Genomic DNA, 18,261 nt, shown 5'->3' on the forward strand with positions numbered 1-18,261 from the left:
GTAGTCGTTGTACTCCGCGTCACCCTCCCAGGTAGGGGCGTACAGGACCGTACGCCGCGAGCTCGGTGCCAGGAGCGGTGTCCGGCGCAGGTCTAGCTGTGGCCGACCGATGCGTACCAGTCGGCCGCCGTCGAACTCCAGCAGCCCGGCGAGGTACCGCTGGACGGCGGCCTCGCCGGCCACAAAGACCCGGTCGTAGGCCTTGGCGTTGTTGCTCGCCATCGAGTGCTTGTCGCTCTCACCGTGGTTGATGTGGACGTGCAGCCGGCGGCTGTCGAGGAGGGACTCGAAGTTGAGCACCGAGTTGTTGCAATACAGCACAAGCTTCGCGTCCAGGCCGGCGTAGAGGTCGGTCAGCTCGTTGAGTGTCGCGGCGGTGAACAGGGGCAGGTCCGTTCGTGACTCGATCACCGCAGCGGACTCGGGGTCGCGCAGGACGACGCAAACCGGATGCACGTCGTTCAGAATCTCGAAGACGTCGAGCCACTGGACCAGTTGGTAGGTCCTGCTGGGGTCGCCCGCGAAGTAGGCGATCACGGAAACCTCGTTCACGAAGGGATTCTAATCACCGCCGGCAAGCCCTGGCCGCCAACAAACCCCGGCCAGCGATTGCGCCACAGCCGAGCGCACCCGTCGACCGAAGGGCAGGGCCGGCGGAGCTCCTCGAGCGCGGGCCGAGGTGTGCCGGCGATGTACACCGACCACGACTTCCTTTGCACCAACAGCAGGCTGCTGCCGCCCGCACTCCGGTGACCCAGGGTCAGACCGAGTAGACCCCAAGGTGTCGGCTGCGCCGCGGCCGTGCCCATTGGCGTGCACATCGGCGCGCACGCGCGAAATCGCAGGAGAGGCAGGAACGGCCGGGCTCACGGCCGCTGGCTCACTTCTGGCGCTTCAGTGCCCGGATGAGGCGTACCCAGTTGAGCCAGTGGCGTCATCGTCAAGCGGCTGGTGATGTTCCGCACCGTCCTCCAGACGACACGGCCCAGGCACGGCGCGCTCCGACGAGATCCAGCGCTCACCTCGCCGACGTGGTCGTGACCGGGACGGCGCCGATGAGTCCTGCGGCAGTGCAGGAGGTCGCCCGACCGGGACCCTCACATCGGTGCGGACTTCATCGCTGAGCATGCGCTCCGCTTCGTCGACTTGCCGGCGACCATCATGGCGACAGGTCGAGGGAGGAGGCGTCGAGGTGGCCAGCCGCCCTCGACAACCCGCGCGACTACTCCTGCCAGGCCTACTTCTCCGATGCCACCGAATGGATGATCCTGGTCCGGCAGCCGCACTGCTGGCCGTTCCTCGCGGCCTGCCCGCTCCTATCGCCCATTGTCCGACCCAAACGTCGGGACGCTGAGCGCATTGACGATTGCGATGCCGCCCGGACAGCACACAGCAGTGACGCGACCAACGACGCCGCTCGCTGCAGGGTTGCTCGAGAGCGCCATAGCCCCAGCCGGAGCAGCTCGATGAATGGAACCAGCACGACCAGCGCAGCGGGTTTCCCAGGCGGCTACACGGGTACGGCGCCGGGGCGGCCGGCCTCCACGGCCCAGCTGCTGTCGATAGTGGCGGTTCCGGACAAGTCGGCTGCGGAGGGGACCACGCGGTAGTCGGCCCGCAGCGTGTCGGGGGTCGCGGTGATCCGGGTGTAGCCGCGCAGGTCGGGGTTGAGGTACTTCACGTGGGCGTTGTTCGGCTGCGCCGCCTTGACCGCCGCCGCCCAGCCACACCCGGAGCTGATCGAGGTGCCGACGAACTCGGTGGCGAGCACCGGGGTCTCCGGGCGGCTGAAGTCCAGGCGCAGGTCGTTGACCCACGCAGAGTGCCAATCTCCCGTCAGCACTACGGGGTTGGCGGGCCGGGCCTGGTCGATAAAGGACAGGAACCGGTTGCGCGAGACGGCGTACCCGTCCCACTGGTCGTGGTTGACGCTGACGCCCGGGCCGCCGTCGTAGTCGATCTGCGCCATGATGGTCTGCTGGGCGATCAGGTTCCAGCGCGCTGTGGACCGCTCCAGGTTCCCGAAGAGCCAGCGCTCCTGCTCATCCCCCATCAGGCTCCGGGTGGGGTCGTTCACGCCTGGATGCTGCGGGCCGCCGGGAAAGGCCTCGGTGAGCTGGTCGGAGCGGTACTGCCTTGTGTCGAGCACGTGGAAGCTCGCGAGCGTGCCGTAGTCGAGCCGGCGGTGGAGCAGCATGTCTGGGCCTTGGGGCCGCTGTGCCAGGCGGAGGGGAAGGTGCTCGTAGTAGGCCTGGAAGGCGTTCGCCCGGAGCTGGAGGAACCGGCTGGGTTCGTTCGACGGCTCGTTGTCGGGCTGTGAGATGTCGTCTGCCCAGTTGTTCTCGATCTCGTGGTCGTCGAAGGTGACCACGAACGGGAAGGCGGCGTGCGCGGCTTGGAGGTCTGGGGAGAGCTTGTGCCGCGCGTGGTTGGTGCGGAAGTCGGCCAGGGTCTCGTCCGTCCGCCGTTCGTAGGTGTAGTCGCCGACGTGCACGACCAGGTCAAGGTCGTCGGACAGCATCGCCCGGTAGGCGGCGTACCGCCGGCTTGCCGGCAGGGACTGGCATGAGGCCAGCGCGAACGCCAGATGGGCCGGCGTGCTGCCTGTCGCCGGCGCCGTGCGGGTGTGCCCGATGGGGCTGAGGACGTCGCCCACCCGGAACCGGTACCAGTAGTCCCGGCTCGGCTGCAGCCCGGACACCTCCGGGTGCACCGAGTGCCCCAACTCGGGCGTCGCCTTCGCGGTGCCAGCCTTCACCACGGTGCGGATCTCGGGGTCGGTGGCGACCTGCCAGGTGACAGGGACCTGGACGCCGGGCATGCCGCCCAGGCCGTCCCGCGCCAGCGGCTCGGGAGCCAGCCGGGTCCAGAGCACGAAGCCGTCCGGGGTGGGGTCACCCGAGGCGACCCCGAGGGTGAACGGGTCGCTCGGGAAGCGCGGGCTGGCCCAGGCCGGCGCGGCCGAGTAGCCGTAGAGGGCAGCGGCCGCGGCGGCGCCCCCGGCGCCGGCGAAGGCGAGGAAACCGCGACGAGAAAGGGGCCGGGAGAGCGACGGGGGCGGGGACGGCTGCACAGCCATGAGGACCTCCGAGAACAGACCTGAAGGGTTGAGTGACTCCAACCCCTCACGCCGACCTGAAGGCACCTGAAACACCGCGTGACCGATGACGGACAAGACGCCCAGCATCGCGAGAACCGACTCTGACGGCCGTCGACATCAGGCGGACGGCACGCGGCGTCCCCGGGTGCACCGCGAGGACATCCCCGTTGCCACCCGGCCTGGGGACCGGTGTCGAACGCGCAGCCGGAACTCGAGGACGTGCGCAGGCAGCTCGAGGGGGCTCGCCTGTCTCACGGGTTGCTTAAGCTTGACCCGAACCGGACCCGAGGGATTCGGTGAGCGTCAACTTCACGCCCGTGGACCACCGGCCACCCGTACGCCGGCCCGTGGCGGCCCCCAGGGCGCTTCCTGGGTCGGCGCGGCCTGCGTCGTCGTGTGTTCCAGCTTCAGGCGGGCCTCGCGTTCGACGAGCACCGGAACGTAGTCGCGCAGGTGACTGTCGTCGTACCGTTGGTGTGCCTGACTGACGACCTCGGCGACGGTGGCTCTCGAGTGCCGAGGGAAGCGGCGCGAGAGCCGGTCGATCATGTGCGAGAGCGCCCGGGTCTCGCCGTGCAGAACCGTGCGCTCGGCCGGACGCTGCGCGGGGACGACAGGAACCTGGTCCGCTGTGTGCATCCACAAAGGATGGAGCGACCCGGCATGCCCGGCAATAGCACAATTTGGCAATCCGGGCACGCTTCCGCCACGAAAGAGTCGCCCGGGCGGGAGGTTTGCGACCCCTCGAAGGCGAGGAGGACCGTCTCCTCGTGGTCTCTGACCAGCACACCGAGATCGAGCGCAAGGACGATGTGGGGCCCGAGACCAGGGTCCCGAGCTGACCTGCCTACCTGGCGTGGGCCGGATCGCACACCGGAGGAGATCGGTCTCGACGCAACGTACTTCGATACCGCGGACCTGGCACTGGCTAGGGCCGGCATCACGCTGCGACTCCGCACCGGCGACGCGGACGCCGGATGACATCTGAAGATGCCGGCATGCACGGACGTCCGCAGCGAGGTGCGGCGGCCGCTCGAGGAAAGGACGTCGTGGCGCCCGGATCGACCGAGGACCTGCGCAACTCCTGGTGAGTCCCGCGAATTCACGTCCGTGGGTTCGGAATGGGGCTCAGGCGGCGCCGGAGACCGTGCACGAGGGATCGCATGCCTAGTAGGTATATCTCTGAGATAGGATGCTGCTATCCTGATGTCATGGCGCACGTCATCCTCGGCCTGCTCCTCCTGGGGGACCAGACGCTCTACGGCTTCAAGAAGCAGTTCGAATCCGGCATCGCCTTGTTCTACAGCTCCAGTGTGGGGAGCCTGAAGCGCGCGCTGGACCAGCTGCTCGCCCTCGGGCACATCGAGGTGGCTCACCAGGAGGAGGGTCCGCGAGGCCGGAAGACCTATCGGATCACGGCCTCCGGGCGCGCGGAGTTCCAGCAGTGGATGCGGAGCCCCGTCGCCGGCAGCGACCTGGAGACCGGCGCGCTCCCGCGCACCTACCTGCTCGGGCTGCTGGAACCCTCGGCGCGGCTGGAGGTGGTCGACCAGATCCTCGCCGGGATCGAGGACGGACTCGGCGGCCTCCGGCGCCTGGCCGCCAGTCTCGATTCCGCGGCCGTCCCGGCGCAGTTCCAGGACGTCTTCGACCACCAGCTCGCCACTCTCGACTACGGAATCGCCTCACACGAGTTCGCCCAGAGCTGGTTCAGGGACTACCGGGCTCGCATCGCTGCCACCAAGACGGGAAAGTCATGATGCAAACCAGGTCCCTCGCCTCCACTGCCGCCCTTGTCGCGGCCGTCGTGCTGGGCGGGCTCGTCCTGTTCCAGCTCGCCCTCGCGATCGGGGTCCCCTGGGGCGATGCGTCGTACGGCGGAGCTGAGGCCACTCTGCCTACACACTTGCGCGCCACCAGCCTCGGCGCGGTCGTCTTCTGGAGCCTGGTCATTCTCATCGTCCTGCGCCGCGGGGGCTACCAGGTCTGGACACCGTTGCCCGTGGCGTGGCTGCCGGTGGTGACGTGGGTGCTGGTCGGCCTCATGGTCGTCGCGTGCGTGGTCAACGCCCTGACCCCCAGCGCGATCGAACGCGCGATCTGGCTGCCTGTGTCGGTCGCGCTGCTGGCCACGCTAATCACCGTCCAGGTCACCGCCGACCCCTCACCCGCTCACGTCGAGGGCGATGTCAGTTGAACGTGGCGTCGTCCTGGCAGCCGATCATGCCGCCCGGCCTGTCCGTGACTGCCACCCGCTGACGCCCACGTTCTGGCGACCCGACGCCAGAACGATCCAACCGACCGAGCACTCGGTGGTCTAGTCCAGGGTGTGGCTGGCGTTGAGCGAGGTGTGCGAGCCAGTCGCTGACCGCCGTGGTCTTCCCGAACCCGGCCGGGGCAGACACGAGAGTGAGTCGGTGGCCGACATCAAGGGTGGTGTCCAGCTGCCCGATCAGTCTCGGGCGCGCCACCGGTTGCTGGCGCCGGGTGGGCGCGAACAGCTTGGTCGCGAGGACCGGAGTCGACACTCACGGATCATAGAAGCAACGGCGCAGCAGGCCTGTTCGCCGCCAGGCCGGGAACTCGTTCCCATGCGGTGCGGGACAACGCCAGTCAGGAGATCACCCCGCGGGTCCATGTTCGCCGGCCATCTCTGACGCAGTGCCTGCTTCGCTCGGCCCCTGTTCGCGATGCTCCGTCGTCAGGCGGAGGCGTCGACAGTCGCATCGTCGACTGTCTCCGGCGGCTCACGGCGCCTTGGGCGGATTGCAGGGGCGCGCTGAAGACCACTACCTATTCACCTCAAGACGTGACAAGACCGTGTCTGCCTCCTCTGGCGGGAAGTGACGGGCCGCAAGATCTGGCGTGTTGACTCCCCGGGGGTCCCTGCCGGCGGCGGATCGTCGGTCGGACAGGGACACGGCGAGGACCCGCGCTACGCACGCCTACCGAGGCGTGCGCGGCTACGTACCTAGATGCGTAATCCCCCGGTCGTGACCGGAGTCCATCGGACGTTCACTGGGAGTAGTCCGAAAGACCCCAGACCCAGGAAGCGAGGCCGTCATGAACATCGATGCGTCCGACACCAAGACGGCCCGTAGGCTGCGCGCGATCCTGCTCGAGCTGGCCCGCCGCGAGGACGACAGCGCTGCCAACGAGGCCGCGGCCACTCCGTACTGGTCTCCCGCTCCGCCCACCGTCCTCGGCCACCGCACCGCTGCCGCGCTCCTGCGGAACGCAGCCGACCAGTTCCTCGCCACCAGCTGAGGAGACCTGCCATGTCCATCGTGCTCCCCCAGAACGAGAAGTACCTGCGCGACGCCTTCGGCTCCGCCCTCCGCGACGGCGCCTGCGTCCTCGACGCCGACCGCGAGGTCGGCTACGTCCGCCTCGAGTACGGCACCCGCCGCGGACCGGACTCGGCGTACTGGGACGGATGGTTCACCGTCGCCCGCAGCCGCGGCGACCACCCGCTTCGCGGCAAGGTGATGACAGGGCGCCTCGTCCAGCTGATCGGCGGCGCGGCATGACCTGGCACATCACCAGTCGAGCGGTCCTTGCAGCGTGGTCGACACCACCGTTGTCGGCATGCTTCTCATCCGGGTGACCCATGGATCACTCAGCTCAGACTCCTCGATACCCGACGCCAGCATCTGCGCGTGCGCTCGATACGTGTTGGCCCCGAACACCATCCGCTGCGTCTCGCTGTATAACGCGAGGCGGCGCTCGAGAAACCTCGGGACCTTGCTTGCCCCAGTAGCCGCCCCAGCCGCCGATGTGGGCGCCGTAGCCGTCGAGGGTGGAGAAGACGTCGAAGGTATAGGTAGCGGTCATGGTGCTCTCCTCGCGTGCGGTTGGGCCGCTCCTCGTAGACGAACCTCTCGCCCCTGCTAGGAACACCGCTGCCCCTATACGACACCGTCTCCCGAATTCTCTTTCGGGACCTTCTGGAGGCGACTGGTAGTGATCCGACCGCACCGATCCGACGGTGCGTCACTCCGCCGCGACTGACTAGGTCCTTGCGGCGCGGACACGCGGCGATCCAGTGGAGGCGGCAGGATCTGTTCGCGGTCCGACGGCGAAGGGGCTGCGAGCCTCCCGCAATGACGAGAGTGAGTCGTACTGCCGGATGCGGCCCCTAGTTGCCTGCGCTGGCGCGCATTGCCCAGCAGCGTACGCAGCCTTATGGATCACGGGTTGGATGGCGCGTCGAACCGTCCAGCAAGACGCTGTCACCTGCCGGCCGCTCCACTCCGCTCTGCGCTCTCGACTCAGAACGGCATGGCGAGGAACGGCGACGCGTACAGATCGTCGCTGCTGAGCCGCTGCTCAGCCTCAGCCGGTGGGATCCGATCTTGCTCGGCCTTCAGCAGCATGCCTAGCAGTCTCACGTCTCCAGCGGTGGGGATGCCCGTCACCTCGTCATGCGACAGCACCCATGACACCGCTGCGGTGATGCGGTCCTGGGCGTCGTAAGGCTCGTACCAGGTCGAATAGGAATGGTCCGCACCGTCCGGCCAGTTGCGGCGGGACACCGTCTTGATGGTCATCAGGCCTACGTCCTGCCGGCGGACCTCTGCCACAAGCGCCTCGTAGTCGGCTCTATAGGACTCATCTCGCCACAGCACCGGGTTCAACGGAGTCAGGACCGTCGCGAAGGGATACCGACGTAACGCCTCGAGGTGGGTCGCCGGCGCCTCATGGCCATGGCCAGTAATCCCGACGGCACCCACCAGACCAGCCTCCTGCGCGCGGACCGCCGCTTCCAGAGCACCGCCGGGCCGGGTAGCCAGGTCCAGCTCATCGGGGTCGCCGATGGCGTGCAGTTGCAGCAGGTCGATGCGGTCTGCCTGCAACCGCTCCAGCGAGCGGTTGATCTCGCCCCACGCTGACTCGTGCTCTCTACGCCCGGTCTTGGTGGCCAGGAAGATCCGATCACGGATCTCGGCCATCCATGGACCCAGCCGCAACTCAGCGTCTCCGTAATCGGCTGCCACGTCGAAGTGGTTGATGCCCCCATCGAGGGCTTGCTGTATCGAACGATCCGCCACGTCCTGTGAAACACCGCCGAGCGCCGCCGCACCGTAGATGAGCACTGAACTCTGGTGCTCGAGCCGTCCAAGCCTGCGCTTCTCCATGACGACACCCTCTGACACGGGTCCAACTCGGGCAACCCCGAACACGGTCCGGCAACCGCGTGCGTCGCCGCTTGGCCCCACTGGTTCGTCCCGACTGCTCTTCTGAATCGAAGTGGGGTATTTCGCCGCGCATTGACACCCGACCGGTGGCGAACGAGGGCGCCAGTCGTCATCGGCCGCCGCCCGTGGGACTAGCGTCATGCACGTGTTCCTTGGGATCGATCTCGGCTGGACGACCGGCTCCACAGGCCTGGCGCTTGTGGATCTCGACGGGGCGTTCGTCGATTCGACGACGGTGAAGACCGACGAGGAGATCGCTGCCTGGGTAGAAGGGCTGCCGGCAGCAGTGGTCGTGGCGGCGGTCGACGCTCCGCTGATCGTCACTAATCCGACCGGGCAGCGGGTGGCAGAGCGCGAGATCACTACGGCGTTCGGGCGCTTCAAGGCAGGGACTCACCCCACGAATCTGGCGAAGCCAGGCATGGACCCGCCGAGGGCGGCGCGGCTCGCCGAGCGATTCGGCTGGACCAAGGTTGCCCGCCAAGGGACCGTTGAGTCGCCCGCGTGTATCGAGGTCTACCCACATCCAGCGATGGTGGCGCTGTTCGGCCTGGCGGAGCGACTGAGGTACAAGGACAAGAGAGCCTTCACTCTGGAGACCCGGCAAGACGGATTCGCCCACCTCCTCGACTCCCTCGAGGGGATCAGTGTGCTTGCGCTCTCGGGCAATCGCCGATGGGAGGGGCTCCGCCGCGCGGTCGAGGGGGCGATGACTCGTGCCGCGCTCAACCGCGTCGAGGATGAGCTCGACGCGATCCTGTGCGCCCATCTCGCTTGGCTCTGGCAGACGAGCCCCGGGTCGCTCCAGGTCTATGGGGACCCGGAGACCGGCTACATCGTGGCTCCGCCGCCAGTCCTTGTACCCCCGGCCGCACACGTGAGACCGGCAGACAGGATCGTTGTCGAGATCGACCCTGGGTGCATCGACTCTGTGCGAGAAGCGATCGCTCGACTCGAGGGCGTCAGACGCATCCGGTGAGATCAGCTGCCCGGCACCGTGACCTCAGCCCGCCTCGGGCCGGTGATAGAGCTTCGGCTCGGTAGCTGAGCCCTCATCCACCGCACGTCTTCCGGCCTTCTGACCGCCAGCAAGGCTCGCGAGGTCCCTCACTGCTCAGGCGTGGCCGCCACCAGCCGGGATCGCGGCGTCGGCGCATCATGAGGCCGGCCCTCAGGGCGCCCCACCGTGTGCGTCACAGCCGCGATTGTGCGCTCAAAGCGGTGATCCGCGCCGTGACCAGGTTCGTCTTATCGCCGCATCAGCGCGCAGGCTTGAGTCGAGCGCTCGCCCGCACCCGGCAGGGCCAGCTGCCGCGGGAGATACTCCCCACGCGGTGCTGCGCAGGGCTCAGCCCCCTGCTCTGACCAAATGAAGCCGAGGTCAACCGACATCTGGGCCGGCGAGCTCCCGCTCGCTGACGGTGAATCCCTCGCTCGCGGCGTCGAGCTCCAGATAGGCATCGCGGTGGTCGGTCTGGAACCGGCGCCAGGAGGCCTCGTCCTGGAACCGGTCGACGGTCAGATAGTGCCCTGGCCTGCTCAGAGAGACGAAGAGCTCGGTGCCCTCGAACCCTTCCGAGGATGAGAACAACTTCGCCCACGCACCGTCCGCGCCGTAGACCCGCTCGAAGTCTGCAACGGAGTCCTCTGGGACGTCGTACTCCCACACCCGGACCATCATGTGTCGATTGTCGCCGGTGCGTGCTGGCTCGCCAGGAGCGGCGACGACGTCCGCCGCTGGTTCTGCCGCGGCGGAACCAGCAGATCAACGGGTGCTGTCTCCATGTCCATCGAGTTCTTGGCCCCGTCCTTCCCTGTCATCGAAGGAGACACAGCCGTTGGTGTTGCGGAGCTTGGCGAGGACTTCGTGCCGTAGTCCCGAATGGGCCCTCGGGCATCCGCCCAACCATCCCCAACTTTCAGTAGTGCCTGCAGAATCGAGATCCCCGCAGAGTGCGACTTACCGCCGCGAGCGACCCTGCTTCCGGACTCATCGACTCGATGCGCCCACTGCGCGCGAGGACGTGCGGGCGAAGCGGTCAACGCAAACCTACGCAAATGCTTGTGATGGTGTTGACGGTCAGAACCCCATGTCGAAACCGCCGCCGTCGAAGCCACCCTCGCCACCGCCCCCGTCGTCTCCCCAGTCGCCACCGCCCGCGTCGTCGCCGCCCGCGTCTTCGCCGCCTCCGAAGCCGCCGAACATCATGCCTCCCATGAACATCCACGTCATCGGGCCGAAGGCACCGAAGTAGCCCATGGCGTACGGCTCGTAGGCACGGCCACCCTGCCAGTAGGGGACCCGCTGCGCGCCCACCATCACCTTGCGGACATCGGGATCGGCGCCTGCGCCGACGCGCTCGGCATCCAGAGCGCAGGCCGGCACCTCCCGCTCGACCCCGTCCGGCGGCACGTACGGCACGTCGGCGACCGAGAGCCCGTGACGCGGGTCGAAGAAGCACGGCGGCCGCCTGGTAGGCAGCGACTCGCCCGCGACTCGCGCACGCACGCACGCGATGGCATAGCGACCGTCCTCGATGATCTCGGTGATATGCCGGATGTCCTCGGGCTGGGTGATGGAGTCGCCGGCAAGCTTGGCCGATTCGTAGGCGTCGAGCGCGCGCTGGTAGTCGGCGTTCGCGCCGGCGTCGAGCTCGTGACCGCTCATCTCCAGGTCGAGTTGTTGCAAGTCCTCGCCGAACGCAGTGATGTCCTCGAAGGCCAGTTTCCTCACCGGAGCGACCTCGTCCTCGCGCCGGCTCAGCTCGCGCTCCTTGTTGCGGCGCACCGCCACGAGGGCGACGGCTCCCAGCGCCGCAAGAACCAGCACCAGCAGGATCAGCTCCATGACCGGATCCTACGTTCCTGTGGAAGAGATCCTGCTGGCTGTGGGCCGCCATGACGCCCGGCCAGCGGCGGAAGCGAAGCCAACACCCCGGCCATGTAGGACACCCCGCAAGGGCCCCACTGCGTTTACGGCGAACCGTTCCGACCCTGTGAGCGAAATCCACGCCGCCGGGTCGAGAACGATTCGGCCACCCTTTCAGCGAGATTTTGCGGTAGCGGGTGGTTGCCGATGGAGGGCTCTGCTCGCTGGGCTCGCTTCATCGATACCTCGCGAGCGGCGCTCTCCTGGTGGCCGCAACCTTCTCCAGAACTTGCTGTGGCTACCCCAGCCTGGTCACCACAACGGTTTACGCGACCGCGTCGGATGAGGTTGCCCTCCCGGATCGCGGCCGTGACGCGGTGGCGCTCAGCGGGCCTCCAGCCCCGCTTATGGGACGTCGTAGGCCCGGAACCTCGGCCAGTTCGGAGGGCTCCACCGGCCACACATTCCACATGCACTCAGCGTCCCTTCGCTGTTGCCGGCGAGGTACCCGGGAAGCAAGCGGGACGTCACCGGAGTGGTGCCTCCGCCCAAGCGAAGCCCCACGGCGGCAGGTGGACCTGACCGTGCGCCTGCCCGAGGTCACCGCTGGTCGAGTGCACGTGCCGCAGCGGCCCGTCGACGGGCAGGTCGTGCAGGTCGACGACCTGGGCGTGGTCGCTGAAGTTGACCAGCGCGACCAGGGGCAGGGACCGCCGGTGTCGCCGCACGTAGACGAGCAGGTGGGGGTTGCTGACCGGTACCACGGTCGTCGCGGCGTCCGAGCGGAGCGCGGGGAGCGATCGGCGCGCGGCGCCGAGCGCGCGGAATGCGTCGAAGCAGCGTTGCTCGACCGTCCGCTGCACGTGTCGCCGGCCCACCGCCTCCCAGTCCATCCGTGGCCGGTGCAGCCAGCGGTTGTCGGCCGCGTGGCTCTCCTCCTTGGCCCAGCCTTGGTCGTTGAGCAGCCCGAGCTCGTCACCCATGTAGACGAGCGGGAGGCCGCCGAAGGAGTAGACGACGGAGTAGAGCGTCTCGATCCGCCGCAGGGCAGCGGTGATCTGCTGCTCGTCGCCTTCGTCGAGGGCGGTCTCGAGGCCTGCCAGCGACGCGCATGATCCTGAGGTCCGCGCATCACCCGTGACCTCGTTGACCTGGAAGTCGATCCCGCGGGCGAACGAGCCGGAGTGGCGCCCGGCGTAGAACGCGGCGAGGAACGCGCGGTGCGCGTGCGGGTCCAGGCCGACCGCTCGGGCGTCCTCGTCGGCCACAGCCCAGCCGATGTCGTCGTGGCACCGCGCGTAGGTCACCCACCCCGTGCCATCCGGCGCAGGCGTACGGCGCTGCAGCGCCTGGGTCGCCAACCGGGCGTCCCTGGTGGCGAGCGAGGACCAGAGCATCACCATCAGCTGGTTGTCGTAGGCCAGGTCGCACTCGGGCCGGTAGACGTCGTGGGCGCCCAGGTAGGGCACGAGCTGGTCGGGGCCGACGATGGCCTCCGCCTTGAGCACGACTCCGGGCCGTGCGAGTCGGACCAGCGCCTTGAGGGCTTGCAGGATGCGGTGCGCCTCTGGCTGGTTCTGACCGTCGGTGCCCAGTCGCTTCCACAGGAACGGCACGGCGTCGAGCCGCAGCACGTCCACGCCTTGGTTGGCCAGTTGGCACATCACACCGAACATCGCCTGGAACACCTCGGGGTTCGACCAGTCGAGGTCCCACTGGTAGTCGTGGAACGTGGTCCAGACCCACTCGTCGGTCTCCGGGAGGTGGCTGAAGCTGCCGGGGGCGAAGTCGGGAAAGACCTCGCTCAGGGTGCGCTCGTAGGCGTCAGGCCCCTCCGGGCCGCCCCGGTCGGGGAAGAACCGGTAGAAGCGTCGGTACGTCGGGTCGCCGGACAGGGCTGCCTGGGCCCACCGATGCTCCCGGGCCGTGTGGTTGAGGACCAGGTCGGTGCAGATCGCGATGTCCCGCTCGTGCGCCGCCGCTGTCACCGCTGCAAGGTCGGTCATCGTGCCCAGCCGGGGATCGACCTGCTCGTAGTCGGCGACGGCATAGCCGCCGTCGTTCTCACCCTCGCGGGGACGCAGCAGCGGCATCAGGTGCAGGTAGCGGACTCCCAGCGCCTCGAGGTGGTCGAGATGCCGTAGGAGACCTTGCAGGTCGCCGGCGAACCGGTCGACGTAGCAGACGTAGCCGATCCGGTCCTCCGCCAGGAACCAGGTCGGGTCCACTTCGCGGCGACGGTCCAGTACGGCGAGCGCCTCGCCGCGCGACGCGGTGGCCTCGAGGGCCGCGCGGACCAGGGTCGCGGCGAGGGCCTCGACGTCGGCTGCATCGCCGTAGAGCACGTGGAGCGCCTCGACGAGGTCGGACTGCACCCCGGCGAGGCGCGCGAGGAAGGCCTCTCCTTCGAGCACCCCGAGCCGGGTGCGTGCCTCATCGGCCAGGTGGGTCTGCCCCGCCGACAAGGACGCAACGTCCGCCTGCTCTGGGGATTTGCTGACGGTTGCCATGGTGGGCGTTCCTTTCGCGAAAGGCTCCTGCTGGACGATCAGTGTCGAGGTCGGAGCCCGAGACAGGAGGTCAGGACGAACGGATCCATGCGGTGGCATCCGGCCGCAGCACTCCGGGATCCTCGAGATCCTGACTGCATAGAAGCACCTCGCCCTCGAGGTCGACAGGGGCCTTCTCGAGGTTCGCAGCGCCGGAACGCCTATTGCTTTGAATCTAGGCTGGCGCCATGGCCGCCGCCCTCCCGCGCAGCACGCCGGTCGAGCAGCAGGTCGACCCTGCCGCCGTCCTGGACTTCATCGACGCGGTCGACACCGACCCGACCATCGAGCTGCACAGCGTGATGGTGCTCCGGCACGGGCACGTGGTGGCCGAGGGCTGGTGGTCCCCGCACACACCGGAGCGGCCCCGGCTGCTCTACTCGCTGAGCAAGAGCTTCACCACGACCGCGCTCGGCCTCGCGTTGGCGGAAGGGCTCTGCAGGCTCGATGACGAGGTGGTCTCGTACTTTCCGGAGCTCGACGCCGAGATCACCGATCCCCGGAGCAGGGCGATGACGTTGCGGCACCTCGCGGCGATGGCCAGCGGGCACAACCGCGACATGCTCCACGATGCGGTCACCCGCGACCCTCAGGACCCGGTGCGCGGCTTTCTGCTGATCCCTCCAGACGCGGAGCCGGGCACCCTGTTCTCCTACAGCCAGCCCTGCACGTACACGATCGCCGCGGTCATCCAACGCGTCGCCGGCATGCCGCTCACGGCGTATCTGCGACCCCGGCTCTTCGACCCGCTCGGGATCGAGGAGGTGAGCTGGCAGAGCTGGCCGCCGGAGCGTGAGCTCGGCTTCAGCGGCCTCTTCGCGCGGACCGAGGACGTCGCGAAGCTCGGCCAGCTCTACCTCCAGCACGGTCGCTGGCAGGGCCGGCAGTTGCTCCCCGAGGATTACGTCGCAATGGCGACGTCGCGGCACGTCGACAGCTCGCCCGGGCAAGACAACATCGACTGGCAACAGGGCTACGGGTACCAATTCTGGATGTCCCGCCACGGCTACCGCGGCGACGGTGCGTTCGGCCAGTTCTGCCTGGTGCTCCCCGACCAGGACACCGTGGTGGCGATGACCGGAGGAACCGAGGCGATGCAGACGGTGCTGAACCACTTCTGGCAGCGCCTGCTTCCCGGTCTCGAAACAGGTACACCCGACAACGCCACCGAGGATCAGCTCGCCCGGCGTCTGCACAGACTCCACCTTCCGCCCTGCGCCGCCCTGCCGTCCCCGCCCAGCTGGGCGGCCGGGACCAACGAGCCGTTCCCAGTCGCCGAAGCAGCCGGCCTGCCCGCATCGACTCTCACCTCCGTGCGGCTGGCCCGAGCGGGGCCCGGGTGGGAGGTCACCATCACCGAGCCGGACAACGAGCTCACGTTCGCTGCCGGCGCCACCGACTGGCTGGTCTCCGAGCCGCGCGATCGGCACGGGGACGTCGTACCCGTGGCTGCCTCGGGCGGATGGCTGGACGACCACACCCTCCGGATCGAGCTGATCTTCCTCGAGTCACCACACCGCCTCGACATCGCCTGCTCGCTGCCCTCCCGGACAGCCGAGGCCGCCTGGCGCGGCGTACCCCTGGATGGCGGACGCCTGCAGACCCTGCGCCGCCCCGCTCACCGCGACCAGCACTGCCCGACGTAGCCGGTTGATGAGGGTCCAGTGAAGCCGCTGCGCGCGGTCTGGCGGGTCGGTTCCCTGGGTCTTGGTCCCGCTGGGCGCGGCCGTGTTCTCGATGGCTCCTCGCTCGACGCGGATCCGGCCGAAATGGAATCGGCGTGGCTGGGATCACCAGGCTCGCCGTAGTTTTCCGACATGACCCCAGACGTTCCGCGGTACCGACTCAACGACGGGAACTCGCTGCCCAAGATTGGTTTCGGCACCTATCCACTCAAGGGTAAGGACGGCGTCGCGGCGATGATCTCCGCTCTGGAGGTCGGCTACCGACTGCTGGACACGGCCGTGAACTACGGCAACGAGGAAGAGGTCGGCAGAGCCATCCGCAGCGCAGGGATCTCCCGTGAAGACGTCCAGGTCACCACGAAGATCCCCGGTCGGCACCATGCCGCGGCCCTGGCCACCAAATCTGTGGAGGACTCCCTGCGCCGACTCCGCATGGACTACCTGGACCTGTGCTTGATCCACTGGCCCAACCCCAGTGTCGGCAGGTACGGCGAGGCGTGGCGTGCCCTGGTGAATCTGCGGGAGCGCGGCCTGGTCAGGTCGATCGGCGTCAGCAACTTCACCGAGAAACACCTCCGAGACATCATCGACGACACCGGCGTCACGCCCGCGGTGAACCAGATCGAGATGCACCCCTACTTCGTCCAGAACGAGATGCGCGCTGTGCACCACGACCTGGGGATCCTGACCGAGTCGTGGAGCCCGCTGAGCAAACGCAGCGCACCCTTCGACCAGCCACCGGTGGTCCGGGCGGCGGAGGCCCACGGCGTGGTCCCGGCGCAGGTGATCCTGCGCTGGCAGGTACAACTCGGCGCCCTTCCCCTCCCCAAGTCCGCCACGCCGGAACGGCAGCGGCTGAACCTCGATGTCTTCGGGTTCGAGCTGGACGAGCAAGACATGGACGCCATCACTGGGCTCAGCCGACCCGACGGGCGGCTCTTCGGAGGAGACCCGGACAGCCACGAGGAGATGTAACAAGACCTTCACGGTGCGAGCGCTGGGCCAGACCGCTTGCAGATCCGCGACCACGCCGCTCCGAAGCAAGAGCGTCCCGGACTCGTCACATCCTGCGCCGAGCACGTTCAGGAACAAGACGGGTGCACGAATGCGCCCATCCCTAGACCGCGGCATACCGCCGCCTGTGCGCTCCCTGCGAGCGCCCGCTCACGCCCAGAGTCGGAGTTCGAGGCTTGACGGTGGCTGGAGGGGACGGGGCCGGGACTCGATTGTGCCGGGTGCTGCCTGTCTGTTCACTAGGCCCATGGTGACGCGGTTGTTGATGGTGGCGGACACGCACGTACCGAAGCGGGCCCGGGACCTACCGGCCGAGGTGTGGCGAGAGGTGCAAAGCGCTGATCTCGTGATCCACGCAGGAGACTGGGTCGATGAGCGACTCCTCGACGAGCTCGCTGCGAGGGCCCGCCGGCTCGTCGGCGTCTGGGGCAACAATGACCACGGCGCTCTAAGAGAGCGTCTCCCGGAGGTGGCTCGCGTCGAGATCGAGGGCCTCCGCATTGCTGTAGTGCACGAGACCGGTGTCGCGAAGGGACGGGAGGAACGGTGCAGCGCATGGTTCCCCGACGTCGACGTTCTCGTATTCGGACACAGCCACATCCCGTGGGACACCACGAGCCATACCGGCCTGAAGCTGCTCAACCCGGGCTCCCCCACCGACCGACGCCGTCAGCCGCACTGAACCTACCTGACAGCCACCGCTGACGCGGGACATCTGCGCGACGTGACCCTGCACGCCATCGCGAGGTGACCGAAGGGCAAGCAGATTCCGCCTGACTCACTGCGCTCCGAGATGCCTGCCCCGCACGCGCGCCGGATGCCTGCCGGGGACCGCGCCCACCGCCGCCCCATGGACCATGTGGTCGGCCAACTGTAGCCAGCGGCAGACGTCGTGCGGCCGGGATTCGTCGTCCGAGCACGCCCAGGTCGAGGGCTGCGATCGCAACCCCCGAAGCGTCCCTGCGAGGAGAGCTCGCCGTCGCGTCAGAGCCACTGGCATCGACTGCGTCGCAGCGGCGCCGCGGCATGCGTACGCGGCGGTTATGAACTGTGTGCGGCTTGCCCGACTGCCTCGGCAATTGGCGTCTCGCCCGCGACCAGGTTCCACTGGTGGCCGACGGTGTCGTCATCGGCCAGCACGGCGGCGAGCACTGCTGCAACGTCGGCGCGGGGAACGTCTCCACGCGGGACGTCAGGGCCGAGCGAGACGGCACCGGTAGCCGGGTCGTCGGTGAGGCGGCCCGGACGGATGATCGTCCAGTCCAAGTCGCTGTCGCGTAAGGCGGCGTCGGCGTCGCGCTTGGCGTGCACATACGCCGTCCACACCTCGCTGGTGCCAGGCGGCAGCGGGTTGTCCACGTTGATCGCAGACACCTGCACGAAACGACGGATGCCGGCTGCCTTGGCTCCGGCAATGGACTTCAGGGCGCCCTCGAGGTCGACCGTGCGCTTGCGCTCCACGCGGCCGTCAGGACCCCCGCCGGCGGAGAACACGACCGCGTCACAACGCTCGAACCCTGCCGCGAACGCGTTCTCGTCCTGGCGCTCGATGTCGAGGAGCCGGACCTCTGCGCCCAGGCCCTCCAGTTCAGCTCGGTACGTTTCCTTCCGGACCAGCGCAACTGGCGTGTGCCCGGCGCGAACCAGGATGGGATGCAGATGGCGGGCCACCTGTCCGTGACCACCCACGATGGCGATGCGCATGCGGCCCAACCTAGCCGGGAGCGAAACCCACGCCAGGGTGGCTGGCTCTTCGAAAACGTCCGTCAACGCCGCGATCGCGCGTTGGGGATGCGCGTCTTTCCGCCGCCAAACGCCTCGGTCCCACCCAACGCACGAAGAGCCC

The 18,261-nt window shown here is 68.2% G+C and carries 16 protein-coding genes; 8 read left to right on the top strand and 8 right to left on the bottom strand.

All coding sequences use genetic code 11. From position 1 onward, the window contains the following. The 3 genes from DDE18_RS15860 to DDE18_RS15875 all read right to left on the bottom strand — a co-directional run. A partial coding sequence (locus tag DDE18_RS15860) for a hypothetical protein (protein ID WP_211754581.1) occupies positions 1-552 on the bottom strand: 552 nt, incomplete at its 3' end. A gap of 958 nt (positions 553-1,510) precedes the next feature. After that, entirely contained in the window at positions 1,511-3,079 is a 1,569-nt protein-coding gene (locus DDE18_RS15870) for an alkaline phosphatase D family protein (RefSeq protein ID WP_116573263.1), read from the bottom strand. Positions 3,080-3,409: 330 nt separating this feature from the next. After that, positions 3,410-3,739 (bottom strand): three-helix bundle dimerization domain-containing protein, encoded by a 330-nt coding sequence (locus DDE18_RS15875; RefSeq protein WP_116573264.1) that lies wholly within the window; start codon positions 3,737-3,739, stop codon positions 3,410-3,412. A gap of 572 nt (positions 3,740-4,311) precedes the next feature. On the opposite strand from DDE18_RS15875, the gene DDE18_RS15880 reads away from it, so the two are divergent. From DDE18_RS15880 to DDE18_RS15895, 4 genes are all read left to right on the top strand, one after another. Next, on the top strand, positions 4,312-4,860 hold the full coding sequence (locus DDE18_RS15880; protein ID WP_116573265.1) for a PadR family transcriptional regulator: 549 nt from the start codon (positions 4,312-4,314) through the stop codon (positions 4,858-4,860). Continuing rightward, complete coding sequence (locus DDE18_RS15885; protein ID WP_116573266.1) at positions 4,857-5,297, top strand: hypothetical protein; 441 nt, start codon at positions 4,857-4,859, stop codon at positions 5,295-5,297. Before DDE18_RS15880 ends, DDE18_RS15885 begins: the two co-directional genes overlap by 4 nt. 866 nt (positions 5,298-6,163) lie before the next feature. Beyond that, positions 6,164-6,367 (top strand): hypothetical protein, encoded by a 204-nt coding sequence (locus tag DDE18_RS15890; RefSeq protein WP_116573267.1) that lies wholly within the window; start codon positions 6,164-6,166, stop codon positions 6,365-6,367. A gap of 11 nt (positions 6,368-6,378) precedes the next feature. Next, a complete protein-coding gene (locus tag DDE18_RS15895) occupies positions 6,379-6,630 on the top strand; it encodes a hypothetical protein (RefSeq protein ID WP_116573268.1) in 252 nt (83 codons plus the stop codon). Positions 6,631-7,371: 741 nt separating this feature from the next. On the opposite strand, the gene DDE18_RS15905 is transcribed toward DDE18_RS15895, so the two are convergent. Continuing rightward, positions 7,372-8,238, bottom strand: a complete 867-nt coding sequence (locus DDE18_RS15905) for an aldo/keto reductase (protein WP_116573269.1) — start codon at positions 8,236-8,238, stop codon at positions 7,372-7,374. A gap of 205 nt (positions 8,239-8,443) precedes the next feature. On the opposite strand from DDE18_RS15905, the gene DDE18_RS15910 reads away from it, so the two are divergent. Beyond that, positions 8,444-9,277, top strand: coding sequence for a DUF429 domain-containing protein (locus DDE18_RS15910; protein ID WP_165821193.1), 834 nt, complete (start codon positions 8,444-8,446; stop codon positions 9,275-9,277). 402 nt (positions 9,278-9,679) lie between these two features. Here DDE18_RS15910 and DDE18_RS15915 read toward each other — a convergent pair whose 3' ends face one another. The 3 genes from DDE18_RS15915 to DDE18_RS15930 form a co-directional block, all read right to left on the bottom strand. Next, entirely contained in the window at positions 9,680-9,967 is a 288-nt protein-coding gene (locus DDE18_RS15915; RefSeq protein ID WP_133241243.1) for an antibiotic biosynthesis monooxygenase family protein, read from the bottom strand. Between the two features lie 411 nt (positions 9,968-10,378). Further along, positions 10,379-11,146, bottom strand: coding sequence for a hypothetical protein (locus DDE18_RS15925; RefSeq protein WP_116573273.1), 768 nt, complete (start codon positions 11,144-11,146; stop codon positions 10,379-10,381). 548 nt (positions 11,147-11,694) lie between these two features. Continuing rightward, positions 11,695-13,677: an amylosucrase gene (locus DDE18_RS15930; RefSeq protein WP_116573274.1), complete on the bottom strand. Its 1,983-nt coding sequence runs from the start codon at positions 13,675-13,677 to the stop codon at positions 11,695-11,697. 227 nt (positions 13,678-13,904) lie between these two features. On the opposite strand from DDE18_RS15930, the gene DDE18_RS15935 reads away from it, so the two are divergent. From DDE18_RS15935 to DDE18_RS15945, 3 genes are all read left to right on the top strand, one after another. Beyond that, positions 13,905-15,362, top strand: a complete 1,458-nt coding sequence (locus DDE18_RS15935; protein WP_116573275.1) for a serine hydrolase domain-containing protein — start codon at positions 13,905-13,907, stop codon at positions 15,360-15,362. Positions 15,363-15,533: 171 nt separating this feature from the next. Beyond that, complete coding sequence (locus DDE18_RS15940; protein WP_116573276.1) at positions 15,534-16,376, top strand: aldo/keto reductase; 843 nt, start codon at positions 15,534-15,536, stop codon at positions 16,374-16,376. Between the two features lie 304 nt (positions 16,377-16,680). Further along, positions 16,681-17,097, top strand: coding sequence for a metallophosphoesterase family protein (locus tag DDE18_RS15945; protein WP_245916825.1), 417 nt, complete (start codon positions 16,681-16,683; stop codon positions 17,095-17,097). 359 nt (positions 17,098-17,456) lie between these two features. Here the strand turns inward: DDE18_RS15945 and DDE18_RS15950 are convergent, their stop codons facing one another. Beyond that, the gene (locus DDE18_RS15950) at positions 17,457-18,119 is read right to left on the bottom strand and encodes an SDR family oxidoreductase (RefSeq protein ID WP_116573278.1); all 663 of its coding nucleotides are present in this window, start codon (positions 18,117-18,119) and stop codon (positions 17,457-17,459) included. Between the last annotated feature and the right edge of the window lie 142 nt (positions 18,120-18,261).

Origin of the sequence: Nocardioides gansuensis (assembly GCF_003076135.1) — a bacterium.
Lineage (GTDB): Bacteria > Actinomycetota > Actinomycetes > Propionibacteriales > Nocardioidaceae > Nocardioides > Nocardioides gansuensis.

Excerpts from the sequence above, each read along its gene's own strand:
- DDE18_RS15945 (WP_245916825.1), top strand. The coding sequence starts at position 16,681 with ATGGTGGCGGACACGCACGTACCGAAGCGGGCCCGGGACCTACCGGCC.
- DDE18_RS15930 (WP_116573274.1), bottom strand. The coding sequence starts at position 13,677 with ATGGCAACCGTCAGCAAATCCCCAGAGCAGGCGGACGTTGCGTCCTTG.
- DDE18_RS15905 (WP_116573269.1), bottom strand. The coding sequence starts at position 8,238 with ATGGAGAAGCGCAGGCTTGGACGGCTCGAGCACCAGAGTTCAGTGCTC.
- DDE18_RS15935 (WP_116573275.1), top strand. The coding sequence starts at position 13,905 with ATGGCCGCCGCCCTCCCGCGCAGCACGCCGGTCGAGCAGCAGGTCGAC.
- DDE18_RS15895 (WP_116573268.1), top strand. The coding sequence starts at position 6,379 with ATGTCCATCGTGCTCCCCCAGAACGAGAAGTACCTGCGCGACGCCTTC.
- DDE18_RS15870 (WP_116573263.1), bottom strand. The coding sequence starts at position 3,079 with ATGGCTGTGCAGCCGTCCCCGCCCCCGTCGCTCTCCCGGCCCCTTTCT.
- DDE18_RS15875 (WP_116573264.1), bottom strand. The coding sequence starts at position 3,739 with ATGCACACAGCGGACCAGGTTCCTGTCGTCCCCGCGCAGCGTCCGGCC.
- DDE18_RS15950 (WP_116573278.1), bottom strand. The coding sequence starts at position 18,119 with ATGCGCATCGCCATCGTGGGTGGTCACGGACAGGTGGCCCGCCATCTG.
- DDE18_RS15880 (WP_116573265.1), top strand. The coding sequence starts at position 4,312 with ATGGCGCACGTCATCCTCGGCCTGCTCCTCCTGGGGGACCAGACGCTC.
- DDE18_RS15940 (WP_116573276.1), top strand. The coding sequence starts at position 15,534 with ATGACCCCAGACGTTCCGCGGTACCGACTCAACGACGGGAACTCGCTG.
- DDE18_RS15890 (WP_116573267.1), top strand. The coding sequence starts at position 6,164 with ATGAACATCGATGCGTCCGACACCAAGACGGCCCGTAGGCTGCGCGCG.
- DDE18_RS15885 (WP_116573266.1), top strand. The coding sequence starts at position 4,857 with ATGATGCAAACCAGGTCCCTCGCCTCCACTGCCGCCCTTGTCGCGGCC.
- DDE18_RS15925 (WP_116573273.1), bottom strand. The coding sequence starts at position 11,146 with ATGGAGCTGATCCTGCTGGTGCTGGTTCTTGCGGCGCTGGGAGCCGTC.